A 23,962-nucleotide genomic window follows, 5' to 3' on the forward strand; every position below is an offset into this window, starting at 1 on the left:
GTCAATTATGAACAGGGGAATTTGTCCGACTTGGCGACGGAGCCTGCGATCAGTCTTGCGGGATGACCCGTAGGTGCAGTTCGCGTAGCTGTTCGTTCTGCGGTTCGCTGGGCGCGTTCATCATCAGGTCTTCGGCGCGCTGATTCATCGGGAACATCACCACTTCGCGGATGTTTTCCTGATCGGCCAGCAGCATCACGATGCGGTCCACCCCGGCAGCACAACCACCGTGCGGGGGCGCGCCGTATTGGAAGGCGTTTACCATGCCACCGAACCGCTTGCGCACCTCGTCTTCGCCGTAACCGGCCAGATCGAAGGCTTTGAACATGATCTCGGGCTTGTGGTTCCGGATCGCGCCGGACACCAGCTCATAGCCGTTACACGCAAGGTCATACTGATAGCCGCGCACAGCCAAGGGGTCGCCCTCCAGCGCCTCCATCCCGCCTTGTGGCATCGAAAAGGGGTTGTGGTCGAAGTCCAGCTTGCCGGTTTCGTCGTCCATCTGGAAGATCGGGAAATCCACGATCCATGCGAAGGCAAAGCGGTCCCGGTCCAGAAGGTTCAGTTCGTCGCCAATGACGTTGCGCGCGCGCCCTGCGACGGGCTCAAACGCTTTGGGCTTGCCGCCAAGGAAGAAGGCCGCGTCCCCAATGCCAAGACCCAGTTGCTGGCGGATCGCCTCGGTCCGTTCGGGACCGATATTCTTGGCCAGCGGACCGGCGGCCTCCATGCCGCCTTCGACTTCGCCGGACTTCAGCTTGGCCTGCGCGTCTTTGACCGGAATGCCCAGTTCCTGAGCAACCGCATCGGCGGTTTTTTCGCGCCAGAAGATGTAACCCATACCGGGCAGACCTTCTTGCTGCGCAAATTTGTTCATGCGGTCGCAGAACTTGCGCGACCCGCCCGTGGGGGCGGGAATGGCACGGATTTCGGTGCCCTCTTGCTCCAAGAGCTTGGCAAAGATTGCAAAACCCGAGCCGCGGAAATGGTCGGATACAACTTGCATCTTGATCGGGTTGCGCAGGTCCGGCTTGTCGGTGCCATACCACAGCGCCGCATCCTTATAGGAGATTTGCGGCCAGTCCTGATCGACTTTGCGACCGCCGCCGAATTCCTCGAACACGCCTTTCAGCACTGGTTGGATGGTGTCGAATACGTCCTGTTGAGTGACAAACGACATCTCCATATCCAACTGATAGAAGTCGGTAGGCGAGCGGTCGGCGCGCGGGTCTTCGTCGCGGAAACAAGGGGCGATCTGGAAGTATTTGTCGAAGCCCGCCACCATCATCAGCTGTTTGAACTGCTGCGGGGCTTGCGGCAGCGCATAGAACTTGCCGGGGTGCAGACGCGACGGCACAAGGAAATCGCGCGCGCCTTCAGGGCTTGAAGCCGTGATGATCGGCGTCTGATATTCGCGGAAATCCAATTCCCACATCCGCTTGCGCATCGAGGTAACGACATCCGACCGCAGCTTCATGTTTTTCTGCATCGCCTCGCGGCGCAGGTCGAGAAAACGGTATTTCAGGCGCGTCTCTTCCGGGTATTCCTGATCGCCAAAGACCATCAGCGGCAGCTCTTCCGAGGCGCCCAGAACTTCCAGATCGCGCACGAAGACTTCAATCTCGCCGGTTGGGATCTTGTCATTGATCAGGCTTTCGTCGCGCGCCTTCACGTTACCGTCGATGCGAATGCACCATTCGGACCGCACCTTTTCAAGGTCAGCAAAGACAGGGCTGTCGGGGTCGCACAAAACCTGCGTGATGCCATAATGGTCGCGCAAATCGACGAAAAGCACACCACCATGGTCGCGGATGCGATGGACCCAGCCAGACAGGCGGACGGTATCGCCGACGTTCGATTTGTTCAGTTCAGCACAGGTATGGCTGCGAAAAGCGTGCATTGGTTGCCCCCAAGAGCAGTTTATTTGTATCGCGCCGATACACCTGCCTTGAGGGGTAAAGTCAAGCCGAAGCGGTCGATTGGTCCCCATTTTGCGCCCGAGTGGTGATGATTTTCTTGGTCCGACAAGCCAGACGGGCTACAAATCAACAAGAAGAACGCGGCAAGTCGTGTGCCCTTTGGTGATTAATTCGTCCAGGGTTGGTGACATCAGGTCGTCATGAGCATGTAATTGGTTTTCGAACGGGCATTCGCAATGAACGCGCACACACAGGCATTGGATCCTGAAAAGGATCGCAGATACATCAAGCTGTTTCTGAGCCTTTTCTTCGCCCTTGTCTTGTTCGCTTATCGAGAGACGTGGCCGCTGGACCTCTCAGCACTGTATTTCGCGGCACGCTTCTATCACGATGGCCAGTTCGATCAGATTTTCCCGATTGGGACCGCGTTTTTGTGGGATCCCGACGCCTATCCCCGTGCGTGGCGGCTGTTGGCCGCGGGTGAAATCAGTCGCTTCGATAGCCCGACATTGTATCTGACCCCATTTGTCTACCCACCGATCTGGGCGGCTGTTTTGGCGCCAATGGCAGGCGTGCTCTCGTTCAAGCTTTTCTGGCTCGCATGGCTTTCGATCTATGCCGGGTGTTTTGTCTGGATGTTTTTTCTCAGCTACCGATTGGTCAGGCCAACACGCCTGTCGATGCCAGCATGGATCCTTATCCTGCTGCCCTTCGTGGTCTTTGGCGCCGCGCCACAATTGGCATTGAACCTTGGGCAACCTCAAATTCTTGTGGCGATGCTGACGCTACAAAGCTTTGTGTGGTTGTCAGAGGGCAAGCCGCGCCGCGCCGGTGCGATACTTGCGCTGGCGGCGGCGATCAAGCTCACACCCGCGCTGTTTGCCCTGATATTTCTGATGGAGCGCGACTGGAAAGCGCTGGGTTGGTTTGCTGCGGTTGGTGCTGCACTGGCGGGGGCTTCGGTCGCCGTCACGGGTTGGCCCTTGCACGATCAGTTTCTGCGTCAACTCGCGCTTTTGGATGGCCAGGTCTTGATTTCGCGTATCAACCTCAGTCTCAACGCGGTTCTGACCGGCGCTGGCAGTCTGTTCAATGGTGCGTCGAGCCAACTCCAACCCGATCCGGGGTTCATCGCAGAGCCCGCTTGGGTCAGCTGGGTGATGCGCTTGGCTCTCATCTTGTCCCCCATCGCGATATTCGTCACAACACGCGATCACGGCCGGCGTAAACGGACGTGGTTACGTATCATGATGGTGGCGATGATGACGCTGTTTCTCAGCCCGCTGGGGTGGCTGCACTATCTCGTTCTGCCGATCTTCCTGCTGCCGGGTCTGTTGGAATTCAGTGGGCGGAGGTGGGTGGTGCCACTGTTGGGTCTCGTCGGTGTGGGTCTGTCGTTACCAGTCTATTTTCTGCTCGCCCTGTATCCGTCCACGTTTCTTTTGCAGGTCGCGATGAATGTCGGCATTTGTGGCGCGATCGTTGCGGCTTTGGTTGCCACCAGTCGCGGTGCTGCGCGCAGGGGCAATGCGCCTTCTGTCAGGGTCTGAACCAGTGGCAATCTTGCTGCGGTTTGCGCCCTTCTTGGCGCAAATGTCCATGTGTCCCTGTCAAACCGGTTGCTGATACGCATTCGGGGCTTGCGCAAAGTGCCCCTATGTCTATAACCCACGACAATTTGCGCGCGGGCGAGAATCCTGCGTGCGTCAGTCTGCCGATGGGGGTCTTCATGCCGAAAAGAACCGATATCAACTCTATCATGATTATCGGCGCGGGGCCCATCATAATTGGGCAAGCCTGCGAGTTCGATTATTCTGGTGCACAGGCGTGCAAGGCGCTGCGCGAAGAAGGGTATCGGGTCATTTTGGTGAACTCGAATCCCGCGACGATCATGACCGATCCGGGGCTGGCGGACGCGACCTATATCGAACCGATCACCGCCGAGGTTGTCGCAAAGATCATCGAAAAAGAACGCCCCGACGCGCTGTTGCCCACGATGGGCGGACAGACTGGATTGAACACCGCATTGGAACTGGCCGATCTGGGTGTGTTGGAGAAATTCGACGTAGAACTGATCGGTGCCAAGCGCGAAGCCATCGAAATGGCGGAAGACCGCAAGCTTTTCCGCGAAGCTATGGACCGTTTGGGCATTGAAAACCCGCGTGCGACCATCGCCAATACGATGGAAGAATGCATGGCCGCGTTGGAAGACATTGGCCTTCCCGCGATCATTCGCCCGGCCTTCACCCTAGGTGGCACAGGCGGTGGCGTGGCGTATAACCGCAAAGAATACGAACATTTCTGCCGCTCTGGTCTGGATGCCAGCCCGGTCAGCCAGATCTTGATCGACGAAAGCCTGTTGGGTTGGAAAGAGTTCGAGATGGAGGTGGTGCGCGACACTGCTGACAACGCTATCATCGTCTGCTCGATCGAAAACGTGGACCCGATGGGGGTGCATACGGGGGATTCGATCACGATTGCCCCCGCGCTGACGCTGACCGACAAGGAATACCAGCTGATGCGCACGCACTCGATCAATGTGCTACGCGAGATTGGCGTCGAAACCGGCGGATCAAACGTGCAATGGGCCGTAAACCCCGAAGACGGCCGCATGGTGGTGATCGAGATGAACCCGCGTGTCAGCCGGTCGTCGGCGTTGGCATCAAAGGCCACCGGGTTCCCGATCGCCAAGATCGCCGCGAAGCTGGCGGTGGGCTATACGCTGGATGAACTGGACAACGATATCACCAAGGTGACGCCCGCCTCGTTCGAGCCGACCATCGACTATGTCGTCACCAAGATCCCGCGCTTCGCGTTCGAGAAGTTTCCCGGCTCGGAACCTCACCTGACCACCGCCATGAAGTCAGTGGGCGAGGTTATGTCCATCGGGCGCACAATCCACGAAAGCCTGCAAAAGGCCCTGGCGTCGATGGAAACCGATCTGACAGGGTTCGACGAGATCAAGATCGAAGACGCGCCGCAGCATGCAGCACTTGTCCGTGCAATCTCGAAACAAACGCCTGATCGTTTGCGCACCATCGCGCAAGCGATGCGCCATGGCATGTCAGATGCCGACATCCACGCCGTCACGGCATTCGACCCATGGTTCCTGGCCCGCATTCGCGAGATCATTGAGTGCGAAGAGCAGGTAAAGGTCCAAGGCCTGCCGACCGACGCGGACGGCCTGCGCAAGCTCAAGATGATGGGCTTCACCGATGCGCGTCTGGCGACCCTGACCGGCGAGAAAGAGGCCGAGGTGCGTTTGGCGCGCCGCAACGTCGGGGTGAATGCCGTCTTCAAACGCATCGACACCTGTGCGGCCGAGTTCGAGGCGCAAACCCCCTATATGTATTCGACCTACGAAGCCCCGATGATGGGCGAGGTGGAATGCGAAGCCCGCCCGTCTGACCGCAAAAAAGTGGTCATTCTAGGCGGCGGTCCAAACCGGATCGGGCAGGGGATCGAGTTCGATTACTGCTGTTGTCATGCCTGTTTCGCGCTGACCGAAGCTGGCTATGAAACCATCATGGTCAACTGCAACCCCGAAACCGTATCGACGGATTATGACACTTCGGACAGGCTGTATTTCGAACCGCTGACGTTTGAACATGTGATGGAAATCTTGCGCGTCGAGCTGGAAAACGGAACGTTGCATGGTGTGATCGTGCAGTTTGGCGGCCAGACGCCGCTGAAGCTGGCCAATGCGCTGGAGGCCGAGGGCATCCCGATCCTTGGCACCACGCCCGACGCCATCGACCTGGCCGAAGACCGCGAGCGCTTTCAGGCGCTGGTCAACCAACTTGGCCTCAAACAGCCCCATAACGGGATTGCCTCGACCGATGCGCAGGCGATGAAAATCGCCGAGGATATCGGGTTCCCGCTGGTGATCCGCCCGTCATACGTTCTGGGTGGTCGCGCGATGGAAATTGTGCGCGATTTGAAGCAGTTGGAGCGCTACATCGCCGAAGCAGTGGTTGTGTCCGGTGACAGCCCGGTTCTGCTGGATCACTACCTGTCCGGCGCCGTCGAGGTCGACGTGGACGCGCTGTGTGATGGCGAAAAGGTCCATGTGGCCGGCATCATGCAACATATCGAAGAGGCCGGCGTGCACTCGGGCGACAGTGCCTGTTCGCTGCCGCCCTATTCGCTGTCGCCTGAGATCATCACCGAGCTGCGCAAGCAGACCGAAGCGCTTGCCCTCGCCTTGAACGTGGTCGGCCTGATGAACGTGCAATTCGCCATCAAGGATAACGAGATTTATCTGATTGAGGTGAACCCACGTGCCTCGCGCACGGTGCCGTTCGTCGCCAAAGCGGTGCTTAGCCCGATCGCCTCGATCGCCGCGCGCCTGATGGCGGGCGAAAAGCTGGATGCGTTCGATTTGGTCAATCCCGAGATTGACACCTATGCGGTGAAAGAGGCCGTTTTGCCCTTCGCGCGCTTCCCCGGTGTCGACACCATTTTGGGACCGGAAATGCGCTCGACCGGAGAGGTCATGGGCACCGACAAGAGCTTTGATATGGCGTTTCTGAAAGCCCAACTTGGGGCCGGCACCATCCTGCCTTCGGACGGAACGGTGTTCTTGTCGATCAAGGACAGCGACAAAGGCGACCAACTGGCGGACACGGCGAAAATGTTGGTGGAGCTTGGCTTCTCGATCCTCGCAACATCCGGCACGGCCGCGTTCTTGGCGCAGCATGACGTTGCCGCCATCGTGGCGCCCAAGGCGTTCGAACCCGGGCGCACCATCATTGACATCATGAAGGATGGCGGTGTGGATTTGGTGATGAACACCACCGAAGGCGCGCAGTCGGTCGATGACAGCCGCCAGATGCGCAGCGTCGCGCTGATGGACAAGATCCCGTATTTCACCACCCTGACAGGCAGCCATGCGGCCGCACGGGCAATGAAGATGCGCCTTGAACGGCCGATCGAGGTCAAAGCGCTGCAAGACACCAGCGCCTGACACCAAAACGGAGAAAAGCAGAGCAGCGCGCCGCCACGCGCGCTTTTCCGCCTCTCCGTGCGTGATGTTTTGACGGGGAGCGTTCAACTTATGGTATCATGGTGGTGATCCAGCAGGAGAGCTCTATGAAAAACGTTGTCCCCATAATGATGATCGGCCTTCTGGCCGCATGCGAAACCGCGCCACCCTATACCCCACCCGCAACAGACCTGCCGCTGTTTGGTGGAGGCTACCGCGCCGACGGCGACCAATGCCGCCGCGTGGGCGAAAGCGCCGAAACGGTCGAGTATCTTGACCACACCGCCGACCTTGTGGCCTGCCCGGAAGACTACGAAGGGGTGGGCGTGTTCGTGACCGAAACCGGCGGGGTCGAGGTTGCACGGGTTGACGGCTGGGTGCTGTTTAGCGTGTCTACGGAAGGGTAGCGCACAAAGACGATCCTGTGCGTCAGGTCACTTGCGCGACAGCGAGTCCCAGAACTACGAGCAATGCCCCTAAAACAGGGTAAGTCAGCTTGTAGTGCTTTTGGTGGAAAGCCCATCCGGCTTTGCCCATACCGGGACCGGTTGAAATGGCATCAAGTAACGCCGCAGGGCGCAACAGCATATACACGGCCATATAACCGCCAATGCCATAGATTATTGCTTGCATCAGATGTGGCATCATCATTCCACTAACTTGCCGATGGGTTCCATACAGATGGGCGCTTCTAGCGCGCAGGATTGGCGGTTTTAGGGCAATTTGCCGTTAGGCGATACGCCCCCACAGATCATATTCCCCTGCCTCATCCACTTCGACGCTGACAATCTCACCTACCGTCAGTCCTTCGGTGCCCTCGTCGATGAACAAGTTCCCGTCGATCTCAGGGGCGTCGGCTTTGGTGCGGCAGGTGGCGATGCCGTCCTCATCAATATCGTCGATGATCACGTCCATGACCTGACCCACCTTGGCGGCCAGTTTGGCTTCGGAAATCGCTTGTGCCTTCTGCATGAACCGGTCCCAGCGGTCTTGTTTGATCTCGGCGGGCACGTGGTCGGGCAGGTCGTTTGACCGGGCACCATCGACATTTTCGTATTGAAAACAGCCGACGCGATCCAGTTGCGCCTCGTCCATCCAGTCCAGCAGGGTCTGGAATTCAGCCTCGGTTTCGCCGGGATAGCCGACGATGAAGGTCGAGCGCAGGGTGATATCGGGGCAGGTCGCGCGCCACGCCGCGATCTCGTCCAGTGTTTTCGACGCGGCCGCCGGGCGGGCCATGCGTTTCAGAACGTCGGGGTGGGCGTGCTGGAACGGGATATCCAGATAGGGCAGGATCAGCCCGTCTGCCATCAGCGGGATCAACTGGCGCACATGCGGATAGGGGTAGACATAATGCAGCCGCACCCACAGGTCGCGCCCGGCCCCAAGCGCGCCAAGATCGTGCGCCAGATCGGTGATATGTGCGCGGTGGCCCCGATCTTCGGCGTGTTTGATGTCGACCCCATAGGCCGAGGTGTCTTGGCTGATCACCAGCAGCTCTTTCACGCCAGCCTCGACCAGCTTTTCCGCTTCGCGGATCACCGCATGTGCGGGGCGGCTTGCGAGCTTGCCGCGCATGTCGGGGATGATGCAGAACTTGCACTTGTGATTGCAGCCCTCGGAAATCTTCAGATAGCTGTAATGGCGCGGGGTCAGCGACACGCCGGTCGCTGGCAGCAGGTCCACGAACGGGTCGGGCGAGGGCGGCACGGCGCCGTGCACGGCGTCCAAAACCTGTTCATACTGGTGCGGGCCGGTGACGGCCAGCACGCTGGGATGGGTGCCGCGGATGTAATCCTCTTCCGCGCCCAGACAGCCGGTGACAATGACGCGGCCGTTTTCGTTCAACGCCTCGCCAATCGCCTCAAGGCTTTCCGCCTTGGCAGAATCCAGAAACCCGCAGGTGTTCACGATCACCGCATCCGCGCCGGTGTAGTCCGGGCTGATGGCATAGCCTTCGGCGCGCAGCCGGGTCAGGATGCGTTCGCTATCCACAAGCGCCTTGGGGCAGCCAAGGCTGACCATGCCGATGGTGGGCTGGCCGTCGCGCCGTGGCTCGGAAAACCGGGCTTTCGGGGCAAGATCGGGGCGCAGGTTGGGTGGGTTCACTGGATCTGTCATGGCGCGCATATAGCTTGCATGGCAGGTCTTGGAAAGCACAACCGCGCTTTGTCGTAGCGCAGCAAAAAAGCGCGCCGGGTTGGGCGCGCTTTCGAAGTTCTGGGTGGGTTACCGCTTACCGCTTGCGATCACGCCGCGAGGACATCGGCTGGAACGCCACGCCCACATGCGCCTCGCAATAGGGTTTGCCCTGCTGCACGGGCAGGCCGCAGAACCAAAACTCCTCGGTCGCGGGGTCACCGATGGGCCATTTGCAGGTCCGCTCGGTCAGCTCCATCAGATGCAGCTTCTTTGCGCCCTTCTCGACCTCGCGCACCGAGGCGAGCGCTTCTGGGCTGATCTCGTTCGCAGATGGCTGTGGCGGCAGGGGTTGGCCGGCCGGGATGATCTGCTTACGCGCCGGGATCGGCTTTACGTCGGCTGCGGGTTTCGCAGTCGATTCAGCCTCTTTCTTGGGCGCGGCTTTCTTAGGCGCCGGTTTGGGTTTGGCGGCTGCTTTGGGCGCGGGCTTTTCCTTGGCGGGTGTTTTCGCACCACCCCCGGAACGGTTTGACAGCCCCAAACGGTGCACCTTGCCAATCACGGCGTTGCGGGTGACGCCACCAAGTTCCTTGGCGATGACCGAGGCAGATTGCCCCTCGCCCCACATCTTTTTCAGGATTTCAACGCGTTCGTCGGTCCAGGACATATTTCTTCCCGTTTTTTTGGGGGTGGCTGCCGGGTAATCCCAGAAAGCCCAGTGAATTCACAAGCGGCTATTCTAGTCATAGGCGCGCGGGATACAAGCGCAGATGCAGCATCAGTGCGACCGGCGCCCCTCGCGCCAGACAAGAAGCGCAGCGCCCGCTACGATGATGCCCGCCCCAATCAGGCCGGTGGCGACCGGCACGACGGCGAAGGCCACGAAGTCATACAGCCCGGCGAAGACAAGCGTGGCATAGGAAAAGGGCACGGCAAAGCTTGCTTCTGCACGTTTCATGGACTGGATGAAGCACGCCTGCGCCAAAGCCATCATCAACCCAAGCGCCACCAGCGCCGCCCATTGCGCCGCGGTCGGCGGTGTCCACACCCAGATCACAGTCAAAGTCGCGACGGTCAGGCCAATGCCGTTGTTGATCCACAGGATCTGCAAGGGTGCTTCGTGCCCGGTCAGGCGCTTGATCAAGGTGATCTCAAGCCCCATGACGGCAGCGGCGGCCATCGCCAAAAGGGCTGCGGGGTGGAAGCTGCCCGCGCCGGGCTGGATCAGGATGACGGCGCCAGACAGAGCAATCGCAGCAGCGATCCATCGCCACGGTCCCACACGTTCACCAAGAAGAGGGATCGCCAGCAGCATGGCGAAGACCGGGTTAAGAAAACTGATCGCGGTGGCATCCGCCAGCGGGATAAACGTCACCGCGGCGAACAGAAGCGATATTCCAGTCCACCCCGCCACCGATCGCGCGACATGCAACGGCAGGTTCGGGGCTCGGATCTTTGGCCGGGTGATGGCGACCACCGTGCTGATGGCAAGAAAGGCGAACATGAACCGCCCGTGGCTGATCTGAAGCGGATGAAGTGGCGCCCCCAGCACATCGCGCCCCACGAGCTTTGCCATCAAAGTCGTGCCCGCAATCAGCGACGAAGCCAGCAGCATGAAACCAGCAGCGGCAAGGGGGGTGTGGCGTGTCTCCATGACACGGCATTAGCCCCTGGCGCGCGACTTGAAAAGGCTGGACAGCCCGCCCGCCATCCCGTAAGCCCACCGCATGATCAAACGCCAGCATATCGCCGCGACCCGACGCCGACGCATCCGCGCCTGACGTCCCGTCCTGTTTGATCCCGCGCGTTTGCGCAAAACTCTTCTGAAAATGTTGACTTGAAGTCTGCCATACGGCACCCAAGGGCTTCTTTTATAAAGGATACCGGCATGATCCCGTCGCTTCTTCCGACCTATAACCGTGTCGATCTTGCGTTTGAGCAAGGTCAGGGCAGCTGGCTGTTCACGGCAGGTGGCGAACGATATCTGGATTTGGCAGCCGGGATCGCGGTAAACGCGTTGGGCCATGCCAACCCCGACCTGGTCGAGGTGCTGACCCGGCAAGCGGCGAGGCTTTGGCATGTCTCGAACCTTTATACGATCCCGCAGCAACAGCAGTTGGCGGATATGCTGGTCGATGCGAGCTTTGCCGATACGGTGTTTTTCACAAATTCCGGCACCGAGGCTTGTGAGTTGGCGGTGAAAATGGCGCGCAAATACTGGCATGACAAAGGTCAGGAGGGGCGCACTCGGATCATCGGCTTTGAAGGCTCATTCCATGGCCGCTCTTCCGCAGGGATCGCGGCGGCGGGTGGCGACAAGCTTACCAAAGGGTTCGGCCCGCTGCTGCCCGGGTTTACGCATCTGCCTTTCGGTGATCTGGACGGGCTGACCAACGCGCTGTCCGAAGGTGACGTGGCGGCCGTGATCATCGAGCCCGTGCAGGGCGAGGGTGGCATCCGGCCCGTCGCAGACGATGACCTGAAAGCAATCCGTGCGGCGTGTGATGCTGCCGGTGCGCTTTTGATTTTTGACGAAGTTCAATGTGGCATGGGGCGCACGGGCAAGCTTTTTGCCCATGAATGGTCGGGTGTGTCGCCCGACATCATGATGGTGGCGAAAGGTATCGGCGGGGGCTTTCCGCTGGGTGCGGTTCTGGCCACCGAAGACGCGGCAAGCGGCATGGTTGCAGGCACACACGGGTCGACCTATGGCGGCAACCCGCTGGCCTGTGCCGTCGGGGCTAAAGTGGTCGAGATCATCAATGACCCGGCTTTTCTTGAAGATGTGCGTCGGAAATCCGGCCTGCTGCGCCAAAAGCTGGAAGGGCTTGTCGCGTCGCATCCAGACGTGTTCGACGCTGTGCGCGGTTCGGGCCTGATGCTGGGGCTAGTGTGCAAGGCGCCGAATACAGATGTCTTGACCGCGTGTTACGACGCCGGGGTGTTGTGCGTGCCTGCCGCCGACAATGTGTTGCGTGTGTTGCCCGCCCTCACGATCGAGGATGACGACCTGAATGAGGCGCTCGCCCGCCTTGAAACCGCCGCCAAGACCATAGAGGGGCAGGGCACATGAGACATTTTCTGGATATCAACAAGACCGACACTGCTGACTTGAAAGGCATGATTGCACAGGCGCGTGCGATGAAAGACGCCCGCGCCGGTTTGCCCAAGGGCACTCTGGATGAAGGCATGCCTCTGGCCGATCATCTGGTCGCACTGATCTTTGAAAAACCCTCGACCCGGACCCGTGTCAGCTTTGACGTGGGTGTGCGCCAGATGGGGGGGCAGACGATGACCTTATCGGGGTCTGAAATGCAGCTTGGCCACGGAGAGACGATTGCCGATACGGCCCGTGTGCTCAGCCGCTATGTCGACATGATCATGATCCGCACCTTTGAGGAAGCGACCCTTCTGGAGCTTGCCGAATTTGCCGATGTGCCAGTGATCAACGGGCTGACGAACCGGTCGCACCCTTGCCAGATCATGGCCGACATCCAGACCTTCGAGGAACATCGCGGCTCGATCGCGGGCAAAAAGGTGGTGTGGACCGGTGATGGCAACAACGTCTGCGCGTCGTTCATTCATGCCGCCGGGCAGTTCGGTTTCGATTTGACCTTCACCGGTCCAGAAGTGCTGGACCCCGAGCAGGTCTTTGTCGAAGAAGCGCGTGCCAAAGGGGCAAAGATCGAGATCGTGCGTGACCCGATGGAGGCCGTGGACGGGGCCGACCTGGTTGTCGCAGACACGTGGGTCTCGATGCATGATGCGCCATCCGCGCGCGAACGGCGCCACAACCTGCTGCGCCCCTACAAGGTGGATGCGGCGTTGATGGCAGGGGCCAAAGCAGACGCGTTGTTCATGCATTGCCTGCCCGCGCACCGGGAAGAAGAAGTCGCCAGTGCCGTGATGGACGGCACGCAATCAGTGATTTTTGACGAGGCCGAAAACCGCCTGCATGCACAAAAGGCTGTGATGCGGTGGTGCTTGGAAAAGTAGCACCCGTTCGGGCGCATTGCCTATGCTTAGGGCGCTGGGATCAGGCCACGATCGTGTTCAGCAGATAGAAGATAACCGCTGACATCAGGGCTGCCGCGGGCACGGTGATCACCCATGCCGCGACGATGGTCATGAAATGCGAGCGGCGCACCAGCTTGCGGCGACGGCGTTCTTCTGGTGCGATCCGTTTGACCTGCGGGCGCGCGGCCGAGGTGCGGCGCAGGCGGCGCTCCATGTGAAATTCGCGGTAGAACCCGACGCCAAAGACGCCGCCAACCGCAATGTGGGTGGAGCTGACGGGCAGGCCCAGCCAACTGGCGATGATCACGGTGATCGCGGCTGACAGCGCGACGCAATAGGCGCGCATCGGGTTCAGTTTGGTGATCTGGCTGCCCACCATGCGGATCAGTTTCGGGCCAAACAGAACAAGGCCAAAGCTGATACCGAATGCACCGATCACCATGACCCATGTGGGAATGGACACTTTGGCTGCGAAATCGCCGAAGCTTTCGACGTGCACGATGGCGGCCAGCGGCCCCACCGCGTTGGCCACGTCATTCGCGCCATGGGCAAATGACAAAAGGGCAGCCGAAAAGATCAGCGGCAAACCAAACAGGGTCTTGAGCGACTTTGTCCGGTTCTCCAACCCTTGCGCCTGACGTGCAATCAAGGGGGCCGAGACCACATAAAAGATCGCAGCCACGGCGGCACCGATCAAAAGCGCTGTGCCAAGGTCAATCTTGATGATCCGCTTGAGCCCCTTGAGCGCAAGGTAGGCACCAAAGGCGCCGGCCATGATGGCAATCAGAACTGGCACCCATCGTTTGGCGGCCGCAATCTTGTCGTCCTGATAGATGATCTGGTGTTTGATGAAGGCAAGAAACAGGGCCGCGATGGCGCCTCCCAGAACCGGTGAAATGATCCATGATGCCGCGATCGTGCCCATCGTCGGCCAATTGACGGCGGCAAACCCCGCCGCAGCGATCCCGGCCCCCATCACGCCCCCCACCACAGAATGGGTGGTCGATACCGGCGCGCCGATCCATGTGGCTAGGTTGACCCACAGAGCTGACGAAATCAGCGCCGCCATCATGGCCCAGATGAACGTGCGCGGCTGGGCAAACCCGGATGGATCAATGATCCCTTTCGAAATGGTTGAAACCACGTCCCCGCCAGCCAACAAGGCCCCGGCGCTTTCAAAGATGACGGCAATGATGATTGCCCCGGTCATGGTCAACGCATTTGCCCCAACCGCGGGGCCCATGTTGTTGGCCACGTCGTTGGCGCCAATGTTCAGAGCCATGTAAGCGCCGAACGCGGCGGCGGTGACAACGATCAAAGAGGTCGGGTTCTGGCCAAAGAAAACAGCCGCACCAAGTGCAGCGACAACGATGAAGGCAAGCGCAACACCCATGCCTACCAAGGGGCGCGCGACATATTGCGCTGCGTATTCGACCTGGCTGATCCGGTTAAGGTCCTTGTCCAGTGTCTTCCACTGGCTGCCGATCTTTTCCTTGGCCATCGATCGCTCCCCTTGATTTCAGGCTGTCAAAGGCCACGCCGCGGCCTCGCGTTTTCGCGCATGCGCTAGCGTGTCAGGGAAGCAATTGCAACAGATTCGGACCGTCCAGTTTCAATGGAAAACCGGGCGTGGCCTAAAACGCGCGAAGCAGGTCCTTTAGGCCTTTTTCATTCACCATCCGGGCAGCGTCTTCGGGCGCCACCCATTTGCGTGAGCGTTCGTCTGCTTCGGGGAATTCATCTGCAAGCGTTTCGACTTCAAGCGGAAAAACCGTGGCTTCACATCGTGCGATGCCACCGCAATCCATTTCTTTGTCAAATTCGAATGCGCCCACGGGGCCGCGATCCAGTTTGCCCTTTGCGACACCGGCTTCTTCCCAAGCTTCTTGCTGGGCGGCCTCGGCTGCATTTTTGCCGTCCATTGGCCAGCCTTTGGGCAGGATCCAGCGCCCGGTGCCGCGGGATGTGACCAAAAGAACTTCTTTGCCGTCGCCCGTGCCGCGATAGCACAAGGCAGCGACTTGAACCCGTTTGGGGCGTTGGATCATAGGGGACACAACCTCGTCCCAGGCTTGCTTTAGGAGTGAAGACATAATCGGACCTGCGCGTTTCTTGTTTGTGCTCGTGTTCTTATCGTTAGTCCTTAAAATAGGGGATTTTATGGGGAAATTGCAAGTAAATCGCCCGTGATGGCGCGCGCAAGCAGTTCCCCGCGCCCTTTCTAACCCTTTCGGGGCTTGGCGCGCAGCGTCGGATCCTCTTGGGTCGGATCCTCGGGCCAGGGGTGTTTGGGATAGCGTCCACGCATGTCCTTGCGCACATCGGCATAGCTCGACGCCCAGAAGCCGGGGATGTCTGTCGTGGTCTGAACAGGGCGCCGCGCCGGAGACAACAGCGTGACCCGAAGCGGTGTCTTTCCGATCATGGGATGACGGGTCGTGCCGAACATTTCCTGCAAGCGAAGGCTGATTTCGGGACCATCACCGGAATAGTCGATGGGGATTTTACGACCCATAGGCGTGGTGAAATGCGCGGGCGCGCCCTGATCCAGCCGCGTCATCTGCGCCCAGTCAAGTCGTGCGCGCAGGGCGTCGAGCAATTCGAACCGCTTCCAGTCGGCGCTGGTCTTCACACCAGAGAGGTGAGGCAAAAGCCAATCCTCAAGCGTGTCCATCAGAGCACCGTCGGACATGTCGGGCAAGTCGTCACCGCCTGCGCGCAATAGTTCAACCCGCGCAATGAACCGGCGCGCGGCGTTCGAAGGACGCAGCCCAAGCTCGCGCACCCCGTCCAGCATTGCGTGCGCGATCGCTTCAGTAGGGGCGTCTTTCCACATCCGGTCATCCAGCACCAAAGCGCCAAACCGCTCTTGTCGCCGGGCGATGACCCTACCGTCACGCTTGGACCAAGCGCAGTGGTCGATCCAAGTGATCTGATCGGCAAACAACTCGTGCAGCTCGCCTTCGCTGATCTGGATGGCTTGGCGAATGCGGGCTTCGCGCGGGTTTCCATCGGTGTCGGTGACGACGATCAGACGCGCGCCGGCAAGGGGGTCGCCTTCGTCCATCACGGCCCCTTTGCCGCCGGACAAAACGAAACGCGGCGTGTCACCGGGGCGCCGCAGCCCCACGCGGTCAGGATAGGCCAGCGCGGCCATTTGGGCTTCGCTGAGCGTGGTATTCTTTGGCGGAACAAGTTTGCGAAGGCGTCGGGCCTCAGAGCGGATGCGTTCTATCGCGCCTCGGTTTGGCGTGATGGCGCGGCGCGCCTCGAACGATTTCGGGTCGCGGATGGCTTCAAGCCTTAGGGAAAGATCACGGGGCGCGTGACGGGGCAGTGGATCACGCTCGCCCCACAGTGCAGCAAGATCGGCGGCATCGGGGCCGGCGGTTGCCAGCATGTGCCCGAGGCGCGGGTGCATCGGCAGGCGGGCCAGCGTCTGGCCGTGCGGGGTAATCCGACCATCTCCATCCAGTGCGCCGAGCGCTTGCAGCAACGATTGCGCCTCGGCCAGCACGCCTGAGTTCGGGGGCGTCAGAAAGGCTAGATCTGACCCATCGGGTGAGCCCCATTGCGCAAGCTCAAGCGCCAGAGGGGCAAGGTCGGCGGTTTCAATCTCGGCGGGTGGGAAGGGGGGCAGACCGCCCTCTTCGCCTTTGGTCCAGAGCCGATAGCATATGCCCGGTGCGACGCGGCCAGCGCGGCCCCGGCGTTGCGTAGCCTCGGCCTTTGACACGCGTTCGGTGACCAGCCGTGACATGCCTGACCCTGGGTCGAACCGGGCGCGGCGCGACTGGCCCGCGTCGACCACAACGCGAATGTCCTGAATGGTCAGCGATGTTTCAGCGATCGAGGTTGCCAGCACTATTTTTCGCCCCGATGTGGCCGGTGCAATCGCGGCGCGCTGGGCCGCGAAATCCATCGCGCCGAACAGCGGATGAAGGTGGCAATCAGAGGGCAGATGTGGGCGCAGCGCGGCTTCCGTCCGTCGGATTTCGCCTTCGCCGGGTAGGAACACCAACACGCCGCCCTCGGTCTGCGTCAGTGCTTCGCGAACCAGGTCTGCGGTCGCGTCAGGCAACCGTGCGGTCTTTGGCAAGGGCGTGGACAAGTGGCGTGTTTCGACAGGAAACGCGCGCCCATCCGAGCGCACGATGGGTGCGTTGTCCAAAAGCTGAGCGACCGGGTCCGCGTCCAGCGTGGCGGACATGACGACCAGCTTCAGATCCTCACGCAGAGCCTGCATCGCCTCCCACGTCAGGGCAAGGCCAAGGTCCGCATTCAGCGAACGTTCGTGGAATTCGTCAAAGATCACCGCACCGACCCCGTCCAGCGACGGGTCGGATTGCAGCATCCGAGTCAGGATGCCCTCGGTGACGACCTCGATCCGGGTGGCTTTGCTGGTTTTGGCCTCGCCGCGAATGCGATAGCCAACAGTTTCCCCCACCCGTTCGCCCAAGGTTTGCGCCATCCGCTCGGCGGCAGCGCGGGCGGCCAGACGGCGGGGCTCCAACATGATCAACTTGCCTGCAAAGGCCTTCGCCTCAAGCATGGCTAGCGGCACGACCGTGGTTTTCCCGGCCCCCGGCGGGGCCATCAGCACGGCGCGGCCCGCTTGGTGCAGGGCAGCCATCAGGTCGGGCAGGGCGTCGTGTATGGGCAGTGTGTCGTGCATCCCCCCTTATCGGGCGTGACGCGTCTTTGGTCCAGACGTCAGCGGAGTGTTAGCGCTGGACCTCTGGACAGAGGCCGTCTTGCGCGCCATGACTGTGCGAAAGTTGGAGGCGACATGGACATTCAGGATCTGGCAAAACGCGTGACCGCGGGCGAACGGCGGGCTTTGGCGCGGGCAATCACTCTGGTGGAAAGTGGACGGTCGGACCATCGCAAACAAGCGGGTGAATTGCTGGATTTGTTGGCGGGGGCGGGCCGTCAGGCGCTGCGGATCGGTCTGTCCGGCACACCGGGTGTGGGCAAATCCACCTTCATCGAAGCGTTCGGGATGTTCCTGATTGAAAAGGGTCTAAAGGTTGCCGTTCTGGCCGTTGACCCCAGTTCAGCCCGGTCGGGCGGGTCGATCCTTGGGGACAAAACGCGGATGGAAAGCCTGAGCCGCGAGAAGAACGCGTTTATCCGCCCCTCGCCATCGCAATCCCAGCTGGGCGGTGTGGCGCGACGCACCCGCGAAGCTGTGGCCCTGTGCGAAGCCGCCGGGTTTGATATTGTGTTGATCGAAACCGTCGGCGTTGGCCAGTCTGAAACGATGGTGGCAGAAATGTCCGACCTGTTTCTGCTGCTGCTCGCCCCCGCTGGTGGAGACGAGCTTCAGGGTGTAAAGCGCGGGATCATGGAAATCGCGGACCTGATCTTGGTGAACAAGGCGGATGGCGATCTGAAACCAACGGCGATGCGGACCTGCGCCGACTATGCGGGCGCGCTGCGCCTGTTGCGCAAGCGCGTCTATGACCCTGAGGGGTTTCCCAAAGCCATGATGGTGTCGGCGGTGACGCAAGATGGATTGCCAGAAGCATGGGACGCGATGCGCGAGCTTGTGGATTGGCGGCGCGCCGAGGGACATTGGGACAAACGCCGCGCCCAACAAGCCCGCCACTGGTTCGAAGAGGACGTGCGCCTTGGCCTTTTGTCGGTGCTCGAACGCCCTGAAACGCGCACGCGCCTCAACACACTTGGCGCGCAAGTCGCGGGTGGGGAAATCTCGGCCGCCCGCGCGGCCGAAGAGTTGATCGACCATTTGCAGAACCCGGCTTCCGCCTGACGGGTAGGCGCGTTGCCTGTGGGACTGAAGGGGTTGATGGGCGCTAACATCTGGGCTAGCGTCCCTGAACGAACATGAAGGAGAGATGTGGGATGCGACTACTCAGGACCCGATACAGCCACTAGACGCTGGTCCTGTTGGGCTTTCGTTGGCCCCGTCCATCCTTTTTCTTTCCAAGCGCACGGAGCGCACGCATGTTTCGTTTCTTTGAAAACCTCGTTGATCCATTTGCCCCGCATGACACAGGCACGCCGCCCAATACGCTGTGGGCATATTACAAGTCGCAGTTCGGTCCGTTTCGTAAGTGGATGATCTGGATGGCGCTGACCGGCATATTGGTCGCGCTGATCGAGACAGGCGTAATTTTCTATACCGGGCGGGTCGTCGATATGATGAACCAGTCCGCGCCAGAGAGCTTCTGGCGCATGCATGGGATCGAGCTTCTGGCCGCGGCGGTGTTCATCATCTTCCTCAGACCGCTCGCCATCACCTTGAACCGGTTCTTTCTGGAGCAAACCCTTGCGGGCAATATGCAGGAACAAGTGCGCTGGCGGGCGCATCGTCACATGCTGGGTCAGTCGTTGGGGTTTTTCCAAAACGATTTCGCAGGACGCTTGTCCAACCGCGTGATGCAGCTTGGCCCGGCGGTCGAAGACAGCACCTATATGTTCTTTGAAGGCATCTTCTACGCCACCACCTATGTGCTCAGCGCGATGGTGATCCTTGGCCAAGTCGACGTGCGGCTGGCGCTGCCGCTTGGCATCTGGCTGGTGTTTTACGTGCTCTACGTCCGATATATCGCCAAACGCGTATCGGTGGCGTCCGAGAAATGGTCTGACGCGCGGTCGCTGGTTACAGGGCGGATCGTGGACGCCTATGCCAATATCGAAAGCGTGAAACTGTTTTCGCAAGGGGCGGGGGAAGAACGCTATGCCCTGTCGTCGCTGAAACGCCTGCGGCTGCGGTTTCAACGCTTTCTGCGGCTGATGACCGAACTCAGCTTCGGTCTAAACCTACTGAACGGCCTTCTGATTGCCGGTGTGTTGGGGTCTGCTGTCTGGCTTTGGTCGCAGGGCGAAGTCTCGGTCGGAGAGGTCGCTGCGGCCTCGGCATTGGTGGTGCGTCTGAACGGCATGTCCGGGTGGATCATGTGGGTCACAATCCGGCTGTTTGAACATATGGGTGTGATCCGGGAAGGGTTGCGCTCGATCTCGGTCGCGCACGAGCTGACAGATGTTCCCGATGCCAAAGACCTTGTGATGACCGAGGGCCAGATCGAATTCGATGGCCTGACACATCACTATGGAAAAGGGTCCGGCGGGTTGGAGGACGTGTCGCTGAGAGTGCGCCCCGGCGAAAAAGTTGGGCTGGTTGGACGGTCAGGTGCGGGCAAATCCAGCCTTGTGAATCTGTTGCTGCGGTTTCGCGACCCGGAAGGCGGGCGCATTCTGATCGACGGTCAGGATGTGCGGCTGGTGACGCAAGACAGTCTGCGCGCGCAGATCGGGATGGTCACACAGGACAGCAGCCTGTTGCATCGGTCGGTGCGCGCGAACCTTCTTTACGGGCGCGCGGAGGCGACCGAGGACCAGATGATCGCCGCTGCCCGCCGCGCCGAAGCGCACGATTTCATTCAGCTGCTGGAAGATCCCAAGGGGCGCACCGGATACGACGCGCATGTGGGCGAACGCGGCGTGAAGTTGTCGGGTGGACAACGCCAGCGGGTCGCCATTGCGCGGGTCATGCTTAAAGACGCACCGATCCTTGTGCTGGACGAGGCGACCTCGGCATTGGACAGCGAAGTTGAAGCCGCGATCCAGAAAACCCTCTATGGCATGATGCAAGGTAAGACCGTCATCGCCATCGCCCACCGCCTGTCCACCATCGCGCAGATGGACCGGATTGTGGTGCTGGACGAAGGCCGCATCATTGAAGAGGGAAGTCATGATGAGCTTTTGGCAATGGGCGGCACCTACTCTGGGCTGTGGAACCGGCAGTCGGGCGGTTTTTTGGCCGAGGAATAGCGGATCGCAGCGCGCAGAAAAATCCCGTGTCGCGGTTCTTAGACTCACTTGACGTCCCATCCGATTGGGTCTATCCACCGCGGACGGAATTTGGGGCGCTGCCACTGCGGCGCCCGTTTGTATTGACCGGCTGGACGTGAGCGGCGCGAGGGCGCGCAGAACACCTCACCAATCTGGCCCGAGAGAGCAAGGAAGAAACCATGTCGCGCGTTTGCGAATTGACCGGAAAAGGCCCGATGACTGGCAACAATGTCAGCCACGCCAAAAACAGAACCCGCCGCCGGTTTCTGCCCAACCTGAACGATGTGACGCTTCAGTCCGAAGCACTGGGTCGCGCGTTCAAATTGCGTATTTCAGCAGCAGCCCTGCGCACGGTAGATCACCGTGGCGGATTGGACGCTTTCCTGGCCAAGGCAAAAGGCCCTGAGCTGTCGGACAACGCGCTGAAAATCAAAAAAGAAATCGCAAAGGCTCAGGCCACCGCCTAAGCCCCTCGCGTCCCGGATTGACCGGTTTTTGACCGCCCGAGCCTTGCCGCTTCGGGCGGTTTTCGCATGGCTGGGGCCTGTTACCTTTTGTCGCTTGTGCTGGTCGGAAAAGCAGCATAGCTCTTGATGGATGATCCGTGCGTTCGCAGCATATGTTTTGGCGCTTCTGCTGACCGTGACCAGCTTTTCGCTGGCGCAAGCCCGTGGCAGCAGCCCCGATGTCGGCGCTGCGATCGAAATGGTGATCTGCACAGGCGTCGGAATGACGACCCTGTCCGTCGGCCCGGATGGCGAACCCATCGAATCGGTGCATCTGTGCCCGGATGGCGCGCAGATTTTCGCCGCTGAGTTTAGTGTTCCCACCTTCGACAGACCCGAATTGCGGATCGTCTCTCATATCGTCCCGATGCAGGTTCTGGCCCATGTCGGGCGCACCGAACTGACGCCTTCAGCCCGTGGTCCCCCGGCGCTGGTCTGATCCACTTCACCTCAGACCACTTCTTTTTTCGGACCAAAGGATACTGAAATGTCCCCTATGAAAACCATTCTGGCCGCTGGTGCGGCTGCCCTGTTCGCCTTGCCCGCTTTCGCAGAAGGCATGATCATGATCGAGGACGCCTATGCACGTGCCTCTGGCCCCAAGGCCATGGCCGGTGCTGCCTTCTTCCAGATCATGAACCACGGCACTGAAGACGACCGGCTTGTCGCTGCCAAGTCGGATGTCGCCAAACGGGTCGAGCTGCATACGCACAAAGAAAACGCCGAGGGCGTCATGCAGATGATGGAAGTCGAAGAAGGCTTCCCGGTTGCAGCCGGCGGCATGCATGCGCTCCAACGCGGTGGCGACCACGTGATGTTCATGGGCCTGAACCAACCTTTCGAAGACGGATCAACCATCAGCGTCACGCTCGTGTTTGAAAAGTCAGGCGAGATGACCGTCGAGATCCCCGTCGATCTGAACCGCAACCCGATGATGGGCGACGGCATGCAGAACGGCAAGATGGACCATAGCAATATGGGCAATGGTCAGATGAACCAAGGCGCGGCCAAAACCAACTAAGGGTTGGGCGTGGGGCGGGCGGTGAATGCGTCCCCGGCCCACCCCATGCCCGTCTGGGGCTTCGTCACCCCGGTTGACCGCACCGCGTTGGTGCGGTCACACCACGATCTGGGATCAAGCGCGTAACATGCTGTCCACCCATTCGGGGACCAAATGGGTCGCAGGACCGAACCGTGCGTCATCGAAGGTGCCTGCTTGCGACGAGGGTTCCAGGTTCAACTCCAATGTCTCGACACCCATGGCGCGCGCTTCGGACACGAAGCTGGCCGCCGGGTAGACGTTCCCAGAGGTGCCGATCGCCACGAACAGATCCGCCTGTGTCAGCGCCTGATCAATGACCTCCATGTTATAGGGCATTTCGCCGAACCACACGATATCCGGGCGGGTTGCTGCAGTGTGACAGGACGGGCAGGTCGCGGTCGGAGACATTTCAGCTGGCGCCGCCCACCGATGATCGCACGCGGCGCAAAGCGCACCCAAAAGCGAGCCATGCATGTGAATGACGCCCCGCGCGCCGGCGCGTTCATGCAGGTCATCAACGTTTTGCGTAACAAGGGTGACGCGCCCCGCGTGCAGGGTTTGAAGTCGTGCCAATGCGATGTGTGCCGCGTTCGGGTGGGCCTGCAGGCAATTGGCTCGGCGGGCATTATAGAAATCGTGGACCAGCGCCGGGTTGCGGGCGAAGCCCTCGGGTGTGGCGACGTCGTTCAGGTCATATTTGGTCCACAGCCCATCCTTGTCGCGAAACGTGCCCAAGCCACTTTCGGCCGATATCCCGGCACCCGTCAGTATGACGATCTGGCTCACTTGAACCCCCCATAAATATCGAGTGCCTTTTGAAGCAGGTCCAGAAGGGCAGCGACCTTCAGAGGGTCCTCGGCGGTGATTTCGCGTTCTGCGGCGAAGGCGGCCACGCGGAGATCTCCGTTGGCCACGGCCTCTACATCCGACCAGTCGAAGGCAAGGCGCACGGGCGCCAACGGCATCTCGCCGGTTTGCAACGCCGCCCGACCGCCTGCCACCGTCAGCGAAAAAGGGGTGCCGTTCAGGTCGATCTGGGCGCGGATGTCGTCAAGCGGCCCGGCGGCGCGTTCAATCGCGCCGGCCAGAATGACCGCATGATGGGCGATGCCTTCGGGATCAGACGGAGCCATTGGCACAGGCAGCACGCGCCCGAACCGGGCCAATTCAAACAAGATCGCCCGTGTCGAAAGCCCCTTGTCGGTCAGGGTGTAGATCCGTTCGGACTTGCGGATCAGTCCTGCGTCGCAAAGTTCGACCAGACGCGCGGACAGGATGTTGGACGCGATACCGGGCAGCCCGGTCTTGATCTGACCAAAGCTGGCAGGACCCGCATGCAATTCACGCAAGATATGCAGCCCCCACCTGTTGCCAAGCAGATCAAGCGACAGCGATATCGGGCAGGACATGGAGTAAGGTTTAGCACGAGACATGGCGCGCTTGTGACGGTGACAGCAGGCGTTTGCAAGGGGTGGTTCGGGCAATTGGCGAAGGTGCGCCCGTCTTCGCCTCCTTTGGTTGACTTGACCGC

At 60.4% G+C, this 23,962-nt stretch carries 20 protein-coding genes; 10 read left to right on the forward strand and 10 right to left on the reverse strand.

Annotation, left to right across the window (positions count from 1 at the left end):
* Window positions 1-49 precede the first annotated feature (49 nt).
* A complete protein-coding gene (gene aspS, locus ACXYMP_RS04300) occupies window positions 50-1,900 on the reverse strand; it encodes an aspartate--tRNA ligase (protein WP_298568328.1) in 1,851 nt (616 codons plus the stop codon).
* Between the two features lie 255 nt (window positions 1,901-2,155).
* Between aspS and ACXYMP_RS04305 the strand changes: the two genes are divergently transcribed.
* The 3 genes from ACXYMP_RS04305 (at window position 2,156) to ACXYMP_RS04315 (ending at window position 7,310) form a co-directional block, all read left to right on the forward strand.
* Window positions 2,156-3,469 (forward strand): glycosyltransferase family 87 protein, encoded by a 1,314-nt coding sequence (locus ACXYMP_RS04305; protein ID WP_458904547.1) that lies wholly within the window; start codon window positions 2,156-2,158, stop codon window positions 3,467-3,469.
* Window positions 3,470-3,648: 179 nt separating this feature from the next.
* Window positions 3,649-6,885 (forward strand): carbamoyl-phosphate synthase large subunit, encoded by a 3,237-nt coding sequence (gene carB / locus ACXYMP_RS04310; protein WP_458904549.1) that lies wholly within the window; start codon window positions 3,649-3,651, stop codon window positions 6,883-6,885.
* Between the two features lie 125 nt (window positions 6,886-7,010).
* Entirely contained in the window at window positions 7,011-7,310 is a 300-nt protein-coding gene (locus ACXYMP_RS04315) for a hypothetical protein (RefSeq protein WP_458904551.1), read from the forward strand.
* Between the two features lie 22 nt (window positions 7,311-7,332).
* On the opposite strand, the gene ACXYMP_RS04320 is transcribed toward ACXYMP_RS04315, so the two are convergent.
* From ACXYMP_RS04320 to ACXYMP_RS04335, 4 genes are all read right to left on the reverse strand, one after another.
* Window positions 7,333-7,554: a hypothetical protein gene (locus tag ACXYMP_RS04320; RefSeq protein ID WP_458904553.1), complete on the reverse strand. Its 222-nt coding sequence runs from the start codon at window positions 7,552-7,554 to the stop codon at window positions 7,333-7,335.
* Window positions 7,555-7,632: 78 nt separating this feature from the next.
* The gene (gene rimO, locus ACXYMP_RS04325; protein ID WP_458904555.1) at window positions 7,633-9,024 is read right to left on the reverse strand and encodes a 30S ribosomal protein S12 methylthiotransferase RimO; all 1,392 of its coding nucleotides are present in this window, start codon (window positions 9,022-9,024) and stop codon (window positions 7,633-7,635) included.
* Between the two features lie 115 nt (window positions 9,025-9,139).
* Window positions 9,140-9,712: a GcrA family cell cycle regulator gene (locus tag ACXYMP_RS04330; protein WP_298568309.1), complete on the reverse strand. Its 573-nt coding sequence runs from the start codon at window positions 9,710-9,712 to the stop codon at window positions 9,140-9,142.
* 111 nt (window positions 9,713-9,823) lie between these two features.
* Window positions 9,824-10,699 (reverse strand): DMT family transporter, encoded by an 876-nt coding sequence (locus tag ACXYMP_RS04335; protein ID WP_458904558.1) that lies wholly within the window; start codon window positions 10,697-10,699, stop codon window positions 9,824-9,826.
* A 234-nt stretch (window positions 10,700-10,933) separates the two neighbouring features.
* Here ACXYMP_RS04335 and ACXYMP_RS04340 point away from each other — a divergent pair, with 234 nt between their 5' ends.
* Window positions 10,934-12,118, forward strand: coding sequence for an acetylornithine transaminase (locus tag ACXYMP_RS04340; RefSeq protein ID WP_458904560.1), 1,185 nt, complete (start codon window positions 10,934-10,936; stop codon window positions 12,116-12,118).
* Window positions 12,115-13,041: an ornithine carbamoyltransferase gene (argF, locus tag ACXYMP_RS04345; protein WP_298568302.1), complete on the forward strand. Its 927-nt coding sequence runs from the start codon at window positions 12,115-12,117 to the stop codon at window positions 13,039-13,041. Before ACXYMP_RS04340 ends, argF begins: the two co-directional genes overlap by 4 nt.
* Before the next feature lie 40 nt (window positions 13,042-13,081).
* Here the strand turns inward: argF and ACXYMP_RS04350 are convergent, their stop codons facing one another.
* The 3 genes from ACXYMP_RS04350 to hrpB all read right to left on the reverse strand — a co-directional run bounded on the left by ACXYMP_RS04350 (window position 13,082) and on the right by hrpB (window position 17,737).
* Window positions 13,082-14,563, reverse strand: coding sequence for an inorganic phosphate transporter (locus ACXYMP_RS04350; protein WP_298568299.1), 1,482 nt, complete (start codon window positions 14,561-14,563; stop codon window positions 13,082-13,084).
* 133 nt (window positions 14,564-14,696) lie between these two features.
* Window positions 14,697-15,155 carry an NUDIX hydrolase gene (locus ACXYMP_RS04355; protein ID WP_298568296.1) on the reverse strand — a complete coding sequence of 153 codons (459 nt, stop codon included), beginning with the start codon at window positions 15,153-15,155 and terminating at the stop codon, window positions 14,697-14,699.
* 128 nt (window positions 15,156-15,283) lie between these two features.
* A complete protein-coding gene (hrpB, locus tag ACXYMP_RS04360; RefSeq protein ID WP_458904563.1) occupies window positions 15,284-17,737 on the reverse strand; it encodes an ATP-dependent helicase HrpB in 2,454 nt (817 codons plus the stop codon).
* 114 nt (window positions 17,738-17,851) lie between these two features.
* Here hrpB and meaB point away from each other — a divergent pair, with 114 nt between their 5' ends.
* The 5 genes from meaB to ACXYMP_RS04385 all read left to right on the forward strand — a co-directional run bounded on the left by meaB (window position 17,852) and on the right by ACXYMP_RS04385 (window position 22,410).
* Window positions 17,852-18,838 carry a methylmalonyl Co-A mutase-associated GTPase MeaB gene (meaB, locus tag ACXYMP_RS04365; protein ID WP_458904565.1) on the forward strand — a complete coding sequence of 329 codons (987 nt, stop codon included), beginning with the start codon at window positions 17,852-17,854 and terminating at the stop codon, window positions 18,836-18,838.
* Between the two features lie 194 nt (window positions 18,839-19,032).
* Window positions 19,033-20,862, forward strand: coding sequence for an ABC transporter ATP-binding protein (locus tag ACXYMP_RS04370; RefSeq protein WP_458904567.1), 1,830 nt, complete (start codon window positions 19,033-19,035; stop codon window positions 20,860-20,862).
* 200 nt (window positions 20,863-21,062) lie between these two features.
* Window positions 21,063-21,350, forward strand: a complete 288-nt coding sequence (rpmB, locus tag ACXYMP_RS04375; RefSeq protein WP_298568286.1) for a 50S ribosomal protein L28 — start codon at window positions 21,063-21,065, stop codon at window positions 21,348-21,350.
* A gap of 130 nt (window positions 21,351-21,480) precedes the next feature.
* On the forward strand, window positions 21,481-21,828 hold the full coding sequence (locus tag ACXYMP_RS04380) for a hypothetical protein (protein ID WP_298568283.1): 348 nt from the start codon (window positions 21,481-21,483) through the stop codon (window positions 21,826-21,828).
* Window positions 21,829-21,876: 48 nt separating this feature from the next.
* A complete protein-coding gene (locus ACXYMP_RS04385) occupies window positions 21,877-22,410 on the forward strand; it encodes a copper chaperone PCu(A)C (protein WP_298568280.1) in 534 nt (177 codons plus the stop codon).
* A gap of 114 nt (window positions 22,411-22,524) precedes the next feature.
* Here the strand turns inward: ACXYMP_RS04385 and ACXYMP_RS04390 are convergent, their stop codons facing one another.
* Both ACXYMP_RS04390 and ACXYMP_RS04395 read right to left on the reverse strand, forming a co-directional pair.
* Entirely contained in the window at window positions 22,525-23,217 is a 693-nt protein-coding gene (locus ACXYMP_RS04390) for an NAD-dependent deacylase (RefSeq protein ID WP_458904570.1), read from the reverse strand.
* Entirely contained in the window at window positions 23,214-23,840 is a 627-nt protein-coding gene (locus tag ACXYMP_RS04395; RefSeq protein WP_458904572.1) for a winged helix-turn-helix transcriptional regulator, read from the reverse strand. Before ACXYMP_RS04395 ends, ACXYMP_RS04390 begins: the two co-directional genes overlap by 4 nt.
* Window positions 23,841-23,962 lie beyond the last annotated feature (122 nt).

The sequence above is a fragment of the Aliiroseovarius sp. CAU 1755 genome (assembly GCF_054482655.1).